The sequence below is a fragment of the Streptomyces sp. NPDC045022 genome (assembly GCF_056432605.1).
Map to the genome: position 1 here is coordinate 159,819 of NZ_JBWKIR010000015.1, position 13,357 is coordinate 173,175.

The 13,357-nt window shown below is 70.1% G+C and carries 11 protein-coding genes; 7 read left to right on the plus strand and 4 right to left on the minus strand.

Annotated elements, in window-relative coordinates:
• The first annotated feature begins 25 nt into the window (after nucleotides 1-25).
• From AC07C1_RS25900 to AC07C1_RS25910, 3 genes are all read left to right on the plus strand, one after another.
• Complete coding sequence (locus tag AC07C1_RS25900; protein ID WP_478942655.1) at nucleotides 26-535, plus strand: MarR family winged helix-turn-helix transcriptional regulator; 510 nt, start codon at nucleotides 26-28, stop codon at nucleotides 533-535.
• A gap of 43 nt (nucleotides 536-578) precedes the next feature.
• Complete coding sequence (locus AC07C1_RS25905) at nucleotides 579-917, plus strand: DUF3817 domain-containing protein (RefSeq protein ID WP_478942657.1); 339 nt, start codon at nucleotides 579-581, stop codon at nucleotides 915-917.
• A 76-nt stretch (nucleotides 918-993) separates the two neighbouring features.
• Nucleotides 994-2,694: an acyl-CoA mutase large subunit family protein gene (locus AC07C1_RS25910; RefSeq protein WP_478942658.1), complete on the plus strand. Its 1,701-nt coding sequence runs from the start codon at nucleotides 994-996 to the stop codon at nucleotides 2,692-2,694.
• Between the two features lie 469 nt (nucleotides 2,695-3,163).
• On the opposite strand, the gene AC07C1_RS25915 is transcribed toward AC07C1_RS25910, so the two are convergent.
• Nucleotides 3,164-3,850 (minus strand): TetR/AcrR family transcriptional regulator, encoded by a 687-nt coding sequence (locus AC07C1_RS25915; protein WP_478942660.1) that lies wholly within the window; start codon nucleotides 3,848-3,850, stop codon nucleotides 3,164-3,166.
• Nucleotides 3,851-4,060: 210 nt separating this feature from the next.
• Here AC07C1_RS25915 and AC07C1_RS25920 point away from each other — a divergent pair, with 210 nt between their 5' ends.
• The 4 genes from AC07C1_RS25920 (at nucleotide 4,061) to AC07C1_RS25935 (ending at nucleotide 8,400) form a co-directional block, all read left to right on the plus strand.
• Complete coding sequence (locus tag AC07C1_RS25920; protein WP_478942662.1) at nucleotides 4,061-5,032, plus strand: tetratricopeptide repeat protein; 972 nt, start codon at nucleotides 4,061-4,063, stop codon at nucleotides 5,030-5,032.
• Between the two features lie 622 nt (nucleotides 5,033-5,654).
• Complete coding sequence (locus AC07C1_RS25925) at nucleotides 5,655-6,302, plus strand: DUF6230 family protein (RefSeq protein ID WP_478942664.1); 648 nt, start codon at nucleotides 5,655-5,657, stop codon at nucleotides 6,300-6,302.
• A 117-nt stretch (nucleotides 6,303-6,419) separates the two neighbouring features.
• Entirely contained in the window at nucleotides 6,420-6,977 is a 558-nt protein-coding gene (locus tag AC07C1_RS25930; RefSeq protein ID WP_478942666.1) for a DUF6114 domain-containing protein, read from the plus strand.
• Nucleotides 6,967-8,400 carry a hypothetical protein gene (locus tag AC07C1_RS25935; RefSeq protein ID WP_478942668.1) on the plus strand — a complete coding sequence of 478 codons (1,434 nt, stop codon included), beginning with the start codon at nucleotides 6,967-6,969 and terminating at the stop codon, nucleotides 8,398-8,400. The genes AC07C1_RS25930 and AC07C1_RS25935 overlap by 11 nt, the downstream gene beginning before the upstream one ends.
• Before the next feature lie 97 nt (nucleotides 8,401-8,497).
• Here the strand turns inward: AC07C1_RS25935 and pyk are convergent, their stop codons facing one another.
• From pyk to pta, 3 genes are all read right to left on the minus strand, one after another.
• On the minus strand, nucleotides 8,498-9,922 hold the full coding sequence (pyk, locus tag AC07C1_RS25940; RefSeq protein ID WP_478942670.1) for a pyruvate kinase: 1,425 nt from the start codon (nucleotides 9,920-9,922) through the stop codon (nucleotides 8,498-8,500).
• A gap of 84 nt (nucleotides 9,923-10,006) precedes the next feature.
• Nucleotides 10,007-11,218 carry an acetate kinase gene (locus tag AC07C1_RS25945; protein ID WP_478942672.1) on the minus strand — a complete coding sequence of 404 codons (1,212 nt, stop codon included), beginning with the start codon at nucleotides 11,216-11,218 and terminating at the stop codon, nucleotides 10,007-10,009.
• Nucleotides 11,215-13,305 carry a phosphate acetyltransferase gene (gene pta, locus AC07C1_RS25950; protein WP_478942674.1) on the minus strand — a complete coding sequence of 697 codons (2,091 nt, stop codon included), beginning with the start codon at nucleotides 13,303-13,305 and terminating at the stop codon, nucleotides 11,215-11,217. Before pta ends, AC07C1_RS25945 begins: the two co-directional genes overlap by 4 nt.
• Nucleotides 13,306-13,357: the final 52 nt, after the last annotated feature.

The following is a 13,357-nucleotide window of genomic DNA, read 5'->3' on the forward strand; positions in this document are numbered from 1 at the left end:
TGACCGGCCGGTAGGGTCTGATGACGTGCCGAAGCCACTCAGCCTCCCGTTCGACCCCATCGCCCGTGCCGACGAGCTCTGGAAGCAGCGCTGGGGAAACGTGCCGTCCATGGCCGCGATCACCTCGATCATGCGTGCCCAGCAGATCCTGCTGGCCGAGGTGGACGCGGTGGTCAAGCCGTACGAGCTGACGTTCGCCCGCTACGAGGCGCTGGTGCTGCTCACCTTCTCCAAGGCCGGTGAGCTGCCGATGTCCAAGATCGGCGAGCGGCTCATGGTGCATCCCACGTCCGTGACGAACACCGTGGACCGCCTGGTGAGGTCCGGTCTGGTCGCCAAGCGCCCCAACCCCAACGACGGCCGCGGCACCCTCGCCGTCATCACCGACAAGGGTCGAGAGGTGGTCGAGGCGGCCACCCGCGACCTCATGGCCATGGACTTCGGGCTCGGGGTGTACGACGCGGAGGAGTGCAAGGAGATCTTCGCGATGCTCCGCCCGCTGCGGATCGCGGCGGACGACTTCGACGCGGAGTGACCCGGGGCAAGATCTCCCGGAACGGGTGGTTACGCTCGACCGCATGAAAAAGAGCGTGCTGACCCGCTACCGCGTCATGGCCTACATCACCGGTGCCCTGCTGGTGCTGCTGTGCCTGAGCATGATCGCGAAGTACGGGCTGGACGTCGACGGTGCCGCCGACCTCACCAGGGTCGTCGCCATCGCCCACGGCTGGCTGTACGTCGTCTACCTCATCTTCGCCTTCGACCTGGGCTCCAAGGCGAAGTGGCCGGTCGGCAAGCAGCTGTGGGTGCTGCTCGCGGGGACCATCCCCACCGCGGCCTTCTTCGTCGAGCGGAAGATCAGCCACGAGCTGGAGGCCGGGGCCGACGACCGGGCCCCGGCCGTCGCCAAGGCGTAAGCCCCTACCGCCGTACGAGTGCCGTACGGCGGTCAGCCATCGACATTTACTAGGACGTCCTAGTAAATTCGAAGGTATGGACGCTCACGCCATCGAGGAGGGCCGCCGACGCTGGCAGGCCCGCTACGACGCCGCGCGCAAGCGCGACGCTGACTTCACCACGCTCTCCGGTGACCCCGTGGAGCCGGTGTACGGGCCCCGACCGGGCGACACCTATGACGGATTCGAGCGGATCGGCTGGCCCGGGGAGTACCCCTTCACGCGCGGGCTCCATCCGACCGGCTACCGCGGGCGTACCTGGACCATCCGGCAGTTCGCCGGGTTCGGCAACGCCGAGCAGACCAACGAGCGGTACAAGATGATCCTCGCCGCCGGTGGCGGGGGCCTGTCCGTCGCCTTCGACATGCCGACGCTGATGGGCCGCGACTCCGACGACCCCCGCTCGCTCGGCGAGGTCGGGCACTGCGGCGTCGCGATCGACTCCGCCGCCGACATGGAGGTGCTGTTCAAGGACATCCCGCTCGGGGACGTCACCACCTCCATGACCATCAGCGGGCCCGCCGTGCCCGTCTTCTGCATGTACCTGGTCGCCGCCGAGCGGCAGGGCGTGGATCCCGGGGTGCTCAACGGGACCCTGCAGACCGACATCTTCAAGGAGTACATCGCGCAGAAGGAGTGGCTCTTCCAGCCGGAGCCGCATCTGCGCCTGATCGGCGACCTGATGGAGTACTGCGCCGCCGGCATCCCCGCGTACAAGCCGCTGTCCGTCTCCGGCTACCACATCCGCGAGGCCGGGGCCACGGCCGCGCAGGAGCTGGCGTACACGCTCGCCGACGGCTTCGGATACGTGGAGCTGGGGCTCTCGCGCGGGCTCGACGTGGACGTCTTCGCGCCGGGTCTGTCCTTCTTCTTCGACGCGCACGTGGACTTCTTCGAGGAGATCGCCAAGTTCCGTGCCGCGCGGCGGATCTGGGCCCGCTGGATGCGGGACGTGTACGGCGCGCGGAGCGACAAGGCGCAGTGGCTGCGCTTCCACACCCAGACGGCCGGGGTCTCGCTGACCGCGCAGCAGCCGTACAACAACGTGGTGCGCACGGCCGTGGAGGCGCTGGCCGCAGTGCTCGGCGGCACCAACTCCCTGCACACCAACGCCCTGGACGAGACCCTCGCGCTGCCCAGCGAGCAGGCCGCCGAGATCGCGCTGCGCACCCAGCAGGTGCTGATGGAGGAGACCGGGGTCGCCAATGTGGCCGACCCGCTGGGTGGTTCGTGGTTCGTCGAGCAGCTGACCGACCGCATCGAGGCGGACGCGGAGAAGATCTTCGAGCAGATCAGGGAACGGGGCCTCAGGGCGCACCCGGACGGGCGGCACCCGATCGGGCCGATCACCTCCGGCATCCTGCGCGGGATCGAGGACGGCTGGTTCACCGGGGAGATCGCGGAGTCCGCCTTCCAGTACCAGCGGGCCCTGGAGAAGGGCGAGAAGCGGGTCGTGGGCGTCAACGTCCACACCGGATCGGTCACCGGCGACCTGGAGATCCTGCGGGTCAGCCATGAGGTGGAGCGGGAGCAGGTGCGGGTGCTGGGCGAGCGGAAGTCCGCTCGGGACGAGTCCGCCGTCCGCTCGGCCCTCGACGCCATGCTGGCCGCCGCCCGCGACGGTTCCAACATGATCGGACCGATGCTCGACGCGGTCCGCGCGGAGGCGACCCTGGGCGAGATCTGCGGGACGCTGCGGGACGAGTGGGGGGTGTACACGGAGCCCGCGGGCTTCTAGGCGCCGTCGCCTGGTGCGGGCGTACCAGGGGGCTCCGCCCCCTGGACCCCCGGCCTATGCCCACCCACCACCCGACCCGGTCGGCCGGGTGGTGGCCGTCGCGCGGGGCTCGGTCGGTCGGGTGGTGGCCGTCGCGGGCGGGACCGGCCCGGTGGTGGGCGTCGCGCGGGGCTCGGTCGGTCGGGTGGTGGCCGTCGCGGGCGGCACCGGCCCGGTGGTGGGCGTCGCGCCGGGCTCGGTCGGCCCGGTGGTGGGTGTCGTGTTGGGCTCGGTCGGCCGGGTGGTGGCGGTCGCGCCGGGGTTGGTCGGCCGGGTGGTGGCCGTTGCGCGGGGCTCGGTCGGTCGGGTGGTGGCCGTCGCGGGCGGGACCGGCCCGGTGGTGGGCGTCGCGCCGGGCTCGGTCGGCGGTGGTGGATGTTGCGCCCGGCTCGGTCGGCCCGGTGGTGGCCGTCGCGCCGGGCTCGGTCGGTCAGGTGGTGCGGGTTTCGTCCGGCTCGGTCGGTCGGGTGGTGGCCGTCTCGGGGGGGACGGGAGTGGGTGTCTCGGGTGAGGTCAAGCCCAGGAGCAGCATGCGGGTGAAACTGCGTACCCAGTCCTCGTCGGCCGGTTTGCCGCTCACCAGGGTGCGGTGGACCACCGCTCCCGCCACCACGTCGAAGATGAGGTCCACCGTTCGGGTGGCTTCGGCGGGATCCGGCTCCGGGGGAAGTTCACCACGGCGCTGGGCCCGCGCGCGCCCCTCCAATACCAGACACATCTGGCGGTCGACGATGGACGCGCGGATGCGCTCCCGCAGGGCGTCGTCGCGGGTCGACTCCGCGATCACCGCCATCAGGCCGCTCTTGGCCTCCGGGCGGGCCAGGATGGCCGCGAACTGCAGCACCACACCCTCGATGTCGGCGGCGAGGCTGCCGCGGTCGGGGAGCCGGAGTTCGTCGAACAACTCCGCCACGGCGTCGACGACCAGTTCGTTCTTGCCGGCCCAGCGGCGGTACAGCGTGGTCTTCGCGACCCCGGCCCGCGTCGCCACGTCTCCCAGGGTGAGCTTGGACCAGCCCAGTTCCACCAGCGCCTCCCGTGTCGCGGCCAGGATCGCGGTGTCCGCGGCGGCGCTGCGCGGACGTCCGGTACGGCTGGCGGGGGTGCGGCTCTGCATCCCCTGACCATAAACCGACGGTTCCTGTGGCGTCGTGAGGGAGATCACCGGGGTGTGGTGTCGCGAGGTGCCCGCATGCCATTACGCTACGAGTCGTAGCGAAAGCTGGCGACGGACGTACGCGAGCGACGACCACGGCGTGGGGTGGGGACCCGGCGCCGGACACACCTCTTTTTTCATTCCGGCGCGGTAACGGGGGAGGATAGGCGCATGCAGCCACGGAACATGTCCATGAGCGGCGTCGTCGACCTCGCCGCGGTCAAGGCGGCCCAAGAGGCCAAGGCCAAGGCCGAGCAGGCGCGCGCCGAAGCCGCCCGGCAGGGCGGGGCGGGGGCCGTCTCCCCGGCCGATCTCGTCATCGACGTCGATGAGGCCGGATTCGAGCGGGATGTCCTGCAACGATCCGCCGAAGTGCCGGTCGTCATCGACTTCTGGGCCGAGTGGTGTCAGCCCTGCAAGCAGCTGAGCCCGGTCCTGGAGCGGCTGGCCGTCGAGTACAACGGGCGCTTCCTGCTCGCCAAGATCGACGTCGACGCCAACCAGCTCCTGATGCAGCAGTTCGGGGTGCAGGGCATCCCGGCCGTGTTCGCCGTCGTCGCGGGGCAGGCGCTGCCGCTGTTCCAGGGGGCGGCCGACGAGCAGCAGATCCGGCAGACCCTGGACCAGCTGGTGCAGGTCGCCGAGCAGCGGTTCGGGCTGACCGGCCTGACCGTCGACCCGGACGCCGAGTCGGGCGGCGCCCCCGCCGCCGCGGTGGCGGAGGGGCCCTACGAGGCGACGCTGAACGCCGCCGCGCAGGCCCTGGACGCCGGCGACCTGGGCGGTGCCATCCAGGCCTACAAGAACGTGCTCGCCGACGACCCGGCCCACCCGGAGGCCAAACTCGGCCTCGCGCAGGCCGAGTTGCTCCAGCGGGTGCAGGGTTTCGATCCGCAGAAGGTGCGTCAGGAGGCGGCCGAGAGACCGGCCGACGCGGACGCGCAGATCGCCGCCGCCGACCTGGATCTGGTGGGCGGGCATGTCGAGGACGCCTTCGGGCGGCTGATCGAGACCGTGCAGCGCACGGCGGGTGACGGCCGGGACGCGGTACGGCGCCGACTGCTGGAGTTGTTCGAGGTCGTGGGTCCGGAGGACCCGAGGGTGATCATGGCGCGCCGGGCGCTGGCACGGGCGCTGTTCTGACCAGTCACTAAACGCCACGGCTCGTGACGCCGGGGTGAAAGATTCACCGATGAGCTGTCGGAGCGGCCGCGCTTTACCAAAACTTGGTAATCGCGGCCGCTGTTACTCGCAGTAAATCGAGGCCGTTGGTCTGTCTGGATTCGTCCAGGGATCAACGGCTTTGCTCTGCCCTTTGCTGCCACCGAGCGTGGCGCTCCGAGACCGGTCGGTCGTTGCCCGGTTACCCGGCCGTTACTAGCCAGTAACGAACCCCCTTGTGCCGGGGCCGAGAATGCACCACGATCGGCGACGCTCGGTCCATTCCCGCACCCCGGCAGCCGGCCGGGTCACGGGAGACTCTGGGTCCCCACCGAGCAGAGCCGGCGGCAGTGGCGCCGGCTCTAGGGCAGGGGGGTCTTCGCCGGCCGGTGAAGCCTGTCCAGCAAGGTTGTGCGTGATGCGTGTCAGGCGCGACCAGTGGTTGTCGCTCGGGGGTGATCGCCGGTGATTCGGGCGCGATGCGCGCCTCCGAGTACGGGCGCTCTCCTTCCCGAGGACGTAGCACTTCTCCCATCCCTGCCCGGCTAGCCGCCGACTGTGGCGAGTCCGGGAACAGGAGATGTACGTCCGAGAAGGAGGAAATATGGAGTCCCAGGTGCGTGGCGGGACCAGATGGAAGCGGTTCGCTGTGGTCATGGTGCCCAGCGTCGCCGCCACGGCGTGCATAGGTGTGGCCCTCGCACAGGGCGCTCTCGCCGCTTCGTTCAGCGTTTCGGGCCAGCAGTTCAAGGTGACGGCCGACCAGCTCCACGGCGAGGGTTTCGCGCAGTACGGGGCGATCGACAGTGGCTACACGCTCGACGGGAAGAAGACGGCCCACGCCGTCGCCGTCTCGTCGTTCAAGGACGCCACGATCACCAACATGTGCCAGTCCGTGGTCACGCCCGACGTGCCGCTGCTCGGCTCGATCACCCTCCGCCTGGAGGCGGGCGGGGCCGGGCACGACAAGGTGCAGGCCAACAACCTGTACATCGACGTCGACGACCTGAGCGCCGACGCGACCTTCCACGGTATCGACATCGGTGTGGCCGCCAAGGACGCCAGCAAGGGTCCGGGCATGAAGGGCAACGGCGAGCAGGCCAACCCGTACGGCTTCGCTCAGCAGGCCGACTCGGCAGACCTGGCCGGCGTGAAGCAGACGGCGTGGGCGACCACCGCCGGCACCTTCAAGCTCAGCGGTCTGCACATGTCGCTCCACAAGGGCGACGGCAAGGGAATCGAGTGCTACTAGGCACTCCTTGACGGGCGGGGGAGCCGACGGCGCCCCCGCCCGTTCCACCTTCGGCCGCGTCTTCACGCGCGGCACACTTCACCACCACAGCAACGCCGCACCAGGGAGCTGTTTTCCATGAGCGCCGAGACTCCTGCCGCCGCACCCGGCCAGTTCACCCGCCGGAGGCTGCAGTTCCGCGCCTGGCGGGGCACGCGTCCGTTCTGGGCCGGTCTGTTCGTCTTGCTCAGCGGCCTGCCGATCATGTACTTCCCGTACTTCCATCTTCAGCTCGGTCATCTGACGCTGGCGATGGCGACCACGGCGGGGGCCGGCTCTCTGATCATCGGCGTGCTGCTGGTCGTACTGGGCATCAGCCTCTGGTTCCAGAAGCACGTGCGGACGTTCGCGGGTATCGCCGCGATCCTGCTGGCGCTGGTGTCCCTCCCCGTGTCCAACTTCGGCGGCTTCGTCATGGGCTTCCTGCTCGCCCTCATCGGCGGAGCGATGGCCGTGGCCTGGGCGCCGGGCGTGCCCGAGCAGCCGCAGCCGCCGGCCGAGGCCGCACCGGGCCAGGGCGGTGCTCCGGAGGCGGCTTCGCTGCCCCACCAGGGCATGGGCCAGGCGAGTGAGTCGAACGACCTGTCAGGAACGAGCCCGGCCAACGGGGCGAACGGGAGGCACAGTGCCGGCTGACGAGGTGACCCGCGTGACCGATGTGGACGGGTCCCGCGCGAGAACCGGGCCCCGCCACGCGGCCCCCAAGAAGCCGCTGTTCACCAGGTTCCACATGCCGGCCGGCAAGGCGATAGCCTCCGTGGCGATGCCGACCGCTGTGCTCATGGGCATGGGCTTCACGTCTTCGCTCGCCCTTGCCGACAACAACGGCAGCCCGGCTCCGTCGACCTCGGCCAAGAGCCTGACGGCCGACGAGTACAAGGACTGCGTCAAGGCGCTGGAGGACTCCGGGGACGCCTCGGCCTCACCGTCGCCGTCCGCCTCGGACAGCAAGACCGCGGACACCGCCACGCCCTCGACGGACACCGGCGCCAAGGACGCGACCGACGGCAAGGACGCCACTGACACGGGCAAGGCCTCTTCGCCGGATTCAGGTTCCGGCGACAAGGCCACGCCCAAGCCGTCCCAGACCTCCGGCTCGGCCGACTCCGGCTCCGGTTCCGGCTCCTCGGACACCGGCACCGGATCGGGCACCGGCACCGGATCGGACACCGGCACCGCACCGGGCTCCGGCGGCGACACGGCCACGCCCAGCCCGTCCGCGTCCGAGAGCCACGGCGGCCTGCTGGACACCATCGGCGACATCCTCACCGGCGGCAAGGAGGACTCCGGTACGTCCTCCGCGAGCCCCACGCCGTCGGCGTCCCCGTCGTCCGCGTCCCCGTCGTCCGGCGCGCCCGCCGCCCCGACCGCCAAGAGCGACTCGCCGGCGTCCGGGTCCGGCACGGGCAGCGCCTCCGACACCGTCAAGGACACCGTCTCCGAGGCCGGCAAGACGGTCCAGGACACGGTGAAGAACACCACCGACACGGCGGCCAAGACGGCCGAGGACACCGCCAAGGCGGCCCAGGACGCGACCGGGTCGGCGACGCCGACCCCGTCCGCGAGCGCCGGCACCTCCGCGGACGACTGCCCGGTGGCGACCGACGACGAGAGCGGCGTCGACAACAAGACCCCGGTGGCGGACGACCCCTGGTACCTCAACGCCAGCTCCCTGCTGCTCAAGGGCGCCGACTACCAGGGCGTCGTCGAGGTGAAGACGGCCAACGGCACCAAGAAGAAGGTGCTCAAGTACGTCATCTCCGGCGGCACGGACATCGGCGACCTGCACCAGACGGTGAACGACAAGCAGGCCGGCAAGACCTACCACGTGCAGGCGTCCAAGGGCTCGACGTCCACCATCCGCGACGGCGACACCGTGATGTACACCGAGAGCATCTCGGGCAACCTGTTCGGGCTGATCCCGATCACCTTCAGCCCCGACAGCCCACCGCCGCTGAACATCCCGCTGATCTACTTCACCAACGTCAAGGTGGTCCAGGCGGCCCAGTTCGGCGGCACCCTGCACATACCCGGCATGCACGTGTTCACGACCGACTGAGCGGTCGCACAAGCCCGTTCGGGAGCCGCACACGGCTGAGGGCGCCCCCTGTCCCAGGGGGCGCCCTCAGTGCCGTACAGGGCCCTTGCGGCGCTTGTCAGTTGCTGCCGCCGAGGTGGTGGACGCGGAGCATGTTGGTGGTGCCCGGGACACCGGGGGGCGAGCCGGCGGTGATGATCACGGTGTCGCCCGCGTCGAACCGGCCCAGCTTGGCGACCTCCTGGTCCACCAGGTCGACCATCTCGTCGGTGCTGTTCACGAACGGCACGACGTGCGACTCCACGCCCCAGCTCAGGGTGAGCTGGTTGCGGGTGGCCTCCTCGGTGGTGAAGGCGATGATCGGCTGGCAGGCGCGGTAGCGGGAGAGCCGGCGCGCGGTGTCACCCGAGTTGGTGAAGGCGATCAGGCCCTTGCCGCCGAGGAAGTCGGCGATCTCGGCGGCCGCGCGGGCCACCGAACCGCCCTGCGTACGCGGCTTCTTGCCCGGCACCAGCGGCTGCAGGCCCTTGGAGAGCAGCTCCTGCTCGGCCGCCTGGACGATCTTCGACATGGTCTTGACCGTCTCGATCGGGTACGCGCCCACGCTCGACTCGGCCGACAGCATGACCGCGTCGGCACCGTCCAGAATCGCGTTGGCCACGTCGGAGGCCTCGGCGCGGGTCGGGCGCGAGTTGGTGATCATCGACTCCATCATCTGGGTCGCCACGATCACCGGCTTGGCGTTGCGCCGGCACAGCTCGATGAGGCGCTTCTGCACCATGGGGACCTTCTCGAGCGGGTACTCGACGGCGAGGTCACCACGGGCGACCATCACGGCGTCGAACGCCGCGACGACGTCCTCCATGTTCTCGACCGCCTGGGGCTTCTCCACCTTGGCGATGACGGGGACGCGGCGGCCCTCCTCGTCCATGACCTTGTGGACGTCCTGGACGTCCTTGGCGTCCCGGACGAAGGACAGGGCGACCATGTCGCAGCCCATGCGGAGGGCGAAGCGCAGGTCCTCGACGTCCTTCTCGCTCAGTGCGGGCACGTTGACGGCCGCGCCGGGCAGGTTGATGCCCTTGTGGTCGGAGACGACACCGCCCTCGATGACGATGGTCCGCACCCGGGGGCCCTCGACGTCCAGGACCTTCAGCTCGACGTTGCCGTCGTTGATCAGGATCTGGTCGCCGCGCGAGACGTCGCCCGGCAGCCCCTTGTACGTCGTACCGCACATGTGCTTGTCGCCCGGTACGTCCTCGGTCGTGATGACGAACTCGTCACCGCGCTCCAGCTCGACCGGACCCTCGGCGAAGGTCTCCAGACGGATCTTCGGGCCCTGCAGGTCGGCGAGGACACCGATGGCCCGGCGGGTCTCCTTGGCCGCGGCGCGGACGCGGTCGTACCGCGCCTGGTGCTCGGCGTGGGTGCCGTGGCTGAAGTTGAAACGGGCTACGTTCATGCCCGCCTCGATCATGGCGACGAGCATCTCGTGGGAGTCGACCGCGGGGCCGAGAGTACAGACGATTTTCGAACGGCGCATGGGGCGATCCTATCGGTTTGTTTCGCTACGGAATATTCCGTCTGGCGGAAGATACAAATGAGTGCCACACCGCTCAGGTGCTATTCAGTTGTTCTTTCCGACCAGTGCGTAGGTCTGCGTCGCGATCTCCAGTTCCTCGTCCGTCGGCACCACGGCCACGGCCACCCGCGCCGAGTCGGGCGAAATCAGCCGCGGCTCCCCGCCGCGCACGGCGTTGCGGTCCGGGTCGACCGCCAGGCCCAGGCTCCCCAGGCCCCCGATCGCGGCCTCCCGCACCGGCGCCGCGTTCTCGCCGACCCCGGCGGTGAAGGCCACCGCGTCGACCGTACCGAGCACGGCGTAATAGGCGCCGATGTACTTCCTGAGCCGGTGAACGTAAATGTCGAAGGCGAGCGCGGCCTCTTCGTCACCCTCGTCGATCCGGCGGCGGATCTCCCGCATGTCGTTGTCCCCGCACAGACCGAACAGGCCGCTCCTCTTGTTCAGAAGAGTGTCGATCTCGTCCATGGACATTCCGCCAACACGTGCCAAATGGAAGATGACCGCCGGATCCAGATCACCGGATCGCGTACCCATCACGAGGCCCTCCAAAGGCGTCAGACCCATGGAGGTGTCCACGCACCGGCCCCCCGCGACCGCGGACGCCGATGCGCCGTTGCCCAGGTGCAGGACGATGACGTTGACCTCGGACGGGTCCTTGCCCAGCAGCCGCGCGGTCTCCCGCGAGACGTACGCGTGCGAGGTGCCGTGGAAGCCGTAGCGGCGGATGCGGTGGCGGTCGGCGATCTTCGGATCGATCGCGTAACGCGCCGCGGACTCCGGCATGGTCGTGTGGAACGCCGTGTCGAAGACGGCGACCTGGGGCAGGTCGGGCCGCAGCGCCTGCGCGGTGCGGATGCCGGTGAGGTTCGCCGGGTTGTGCAGCGGGGCGACCGGGATCAGCCGCTCGATCTCGGAGAGCACCTCGTCGTCGATGACGGTGGGCTCGGTGAAGAACATCCCGCCGTGCACCACCCGGTGCCCGATCGCGGCCAGTTCCGGCGAGTCCAGTCCGAGCCCGTCCCGGCCCAGCTCCTCGGCGACCGCCTTCAGGGCGGCGTCGTGGTCGGCGATCGGCCCGCTGTGCTCGCGGGTGTCACCGGTGGTGAGGCAGGCGTGCTCGAGCCGGGAGGTCTGCTCGCCGATGCGCTCGACCAGGCCCACGGCCAGCCGGCTGCTGTCCCGCATGTCCAGCAGCTGGTACTTCACCGACGAGGAGCCGGAGTTGAGGACGAGGACGCGGGTGGGGGTGCTCACTGCTCGGATGCCTTCCCGTCGAGGGTCTGGGCCTGGATGGCCGTGATGGCGACGGTCGTCACGATGTCCTGGACGAGCGCGCCCCGGGACAGGTCGTTGACCGGCTTGCGCAGTCCCTGCAGGACCGGGCCGACGGCGATCGCGCCGGCCGAGCGCTGCACGGCCTTGTAGGTGTTGTTGCCGGTGTTGAGATCGGGGAAGATCAGCACGCTGGCCTGCCCCGCGACCTCGGAGCCGGGCAGCTTGGTGGCGGCGACGGACGGCTCCACGGCCGCGTCGTACTGGATCGGCCCCTCGATCTTCAGGTCCGGCCGCCGCGAGCGCGCCAGCTCGGTCGCCGCGCGCACCTTGTCCACGTCGGCGCCCGAACCGGACGTACCCGTCGAGTACGACAGCATCGCGATCCGCGGCTCCACGCCGAACTGCGCCGCCGTCCCCGCCGACTGGATGGCGATGTCCGCCAGCTGCTCGGCGTTCGGGTCCGGGTTCACCGCGCAGTCGCCGTAGACCAGCACCTTGTCGGCCAGGCACATGAAGAAGACGGAGGAGACGATCGAGGAGTCCGGCTTCGTCTTGATGATCTCGAAAGCGGGCCGGATGGTGGCCGCCGTGGAGTGCACCGAGCCGGACACCATGCCGTCCGCCAGGCCCTCCTGGACCATCAGGGTGCCGAAGTAGTTCGCGTCCGAGACGACGTCGTAGGCCAGCTCCACCGTCACGCCCTTGTGGGCGCGCAGCCGGGCGTACCGCTCGGCGAAGGAGTCGCGCAGCTCGGCGGTGGCCGGGTCGATCAGCTGGGTGTCGCCGAGGTCGATACCCAGGTCGGCGGCCTTCTTGCGGATCTGGTCGACCGGGCCGAGCAGGGTCAGGTCGCACACCCCGCGGCGCAGCAGCACCTCCGCCGCGTGCAGCACCCGCTCCTCGGTGCCCTCCGGGAGCACGACCCGCCGCTTGTCGGAGCGGGCCTGCTCCAGCAGCTTGTGCTCGAACATCATCGGGGTCACCCGGTCGCTGCTCGGTGCCGAGACCCGGCGGGCCAGATCGGCGGTGTCGGCGTACCGCTCGAACAGGCCGAGCGCGGTCTCCGCCTTGCGCGGGGTGGCCGCGTTCAGCTTGCCCTCCAGGGAGAACAGCTGCTCGGCGGTGGGGAAGCTGTTGCCGGTCACCGAGAGCACCGGCGTGCCGGGGGCGAGCCGGGCGGCGAGGGTGAGGATCTCCTCGCTCGGCACCTCGTTCAGGGTGAGCAGCACACCGGCTATCGGCGGGGTGCCGGCGCTGTGCGCGGCCAGCGAGCCGACGACCAGATCGGCGCGGTCGCCCGGGGTGACGACCAGGCAGCCCGGGGTCAGGGCGCCCAGGAAGTTCGGCAGCATCGCACCGCCGAAGACGAAGCCCAGCGCGTCCCGGGCGAGCCCCGAGTCGTCGCCGAGCAGCACCTTCGCGCCGAGGGTCTGGCCGATCTGCGCGACCGTCGGCGCGGACAGCGCGGGCTCGTCGGGCACCACGTAGCAGGGCACCGGCAGCCGGTTCGCGAGCCGCTCGGCGATCTCGTCGCGGTCCTCGCGGGCGACCCGGTTGGTGACCATGGCGAGCACGTCGCAGCCGAGGCCGTCGTAGGCGCGGTAGGCGTTGCGCGTCTCGGCGAGCACCGCCTCGGCGCTCTGCTTGCGGCCGCCGACCACCGGGATCACGGACGCGCCGAACTCGTTGGCGAGGCGGGCGTTGAGCGACAGCTCGTCCGGCAGCTGGGTGTCGGCGAAGTCGGTGCCGAGGACGAGGACGACGTCGTAGTCCCGCGCCACCAGGTGGAAGCGGTCGACGAGCGTGGAGACCAGCTCGTCGGTGCCCTGCTCGGCCTGGAGCGCGGACGCCTCGGGGTAGTCCATGCCGTAGACGGTCGCCGGGTCCTGCGACAGGCGGTACCGCGCCCGCAGCAACTCGAACAGCCGATCGGGGCCGTCATGGACGAGTGGACGGAAGACCCCCACCCGGTCGACCTGCCGGGTGAGGAGTTCCATGACTCCCAGCTCCACGACCTGACGGCCGTCACCGCGGTCGATCCCGGTCACGTACACGCTGCGCGTCACGTGTCCACTCCGTTCCTCATGTCTTGTATGGCCGTCTACGGCATAAAAATCG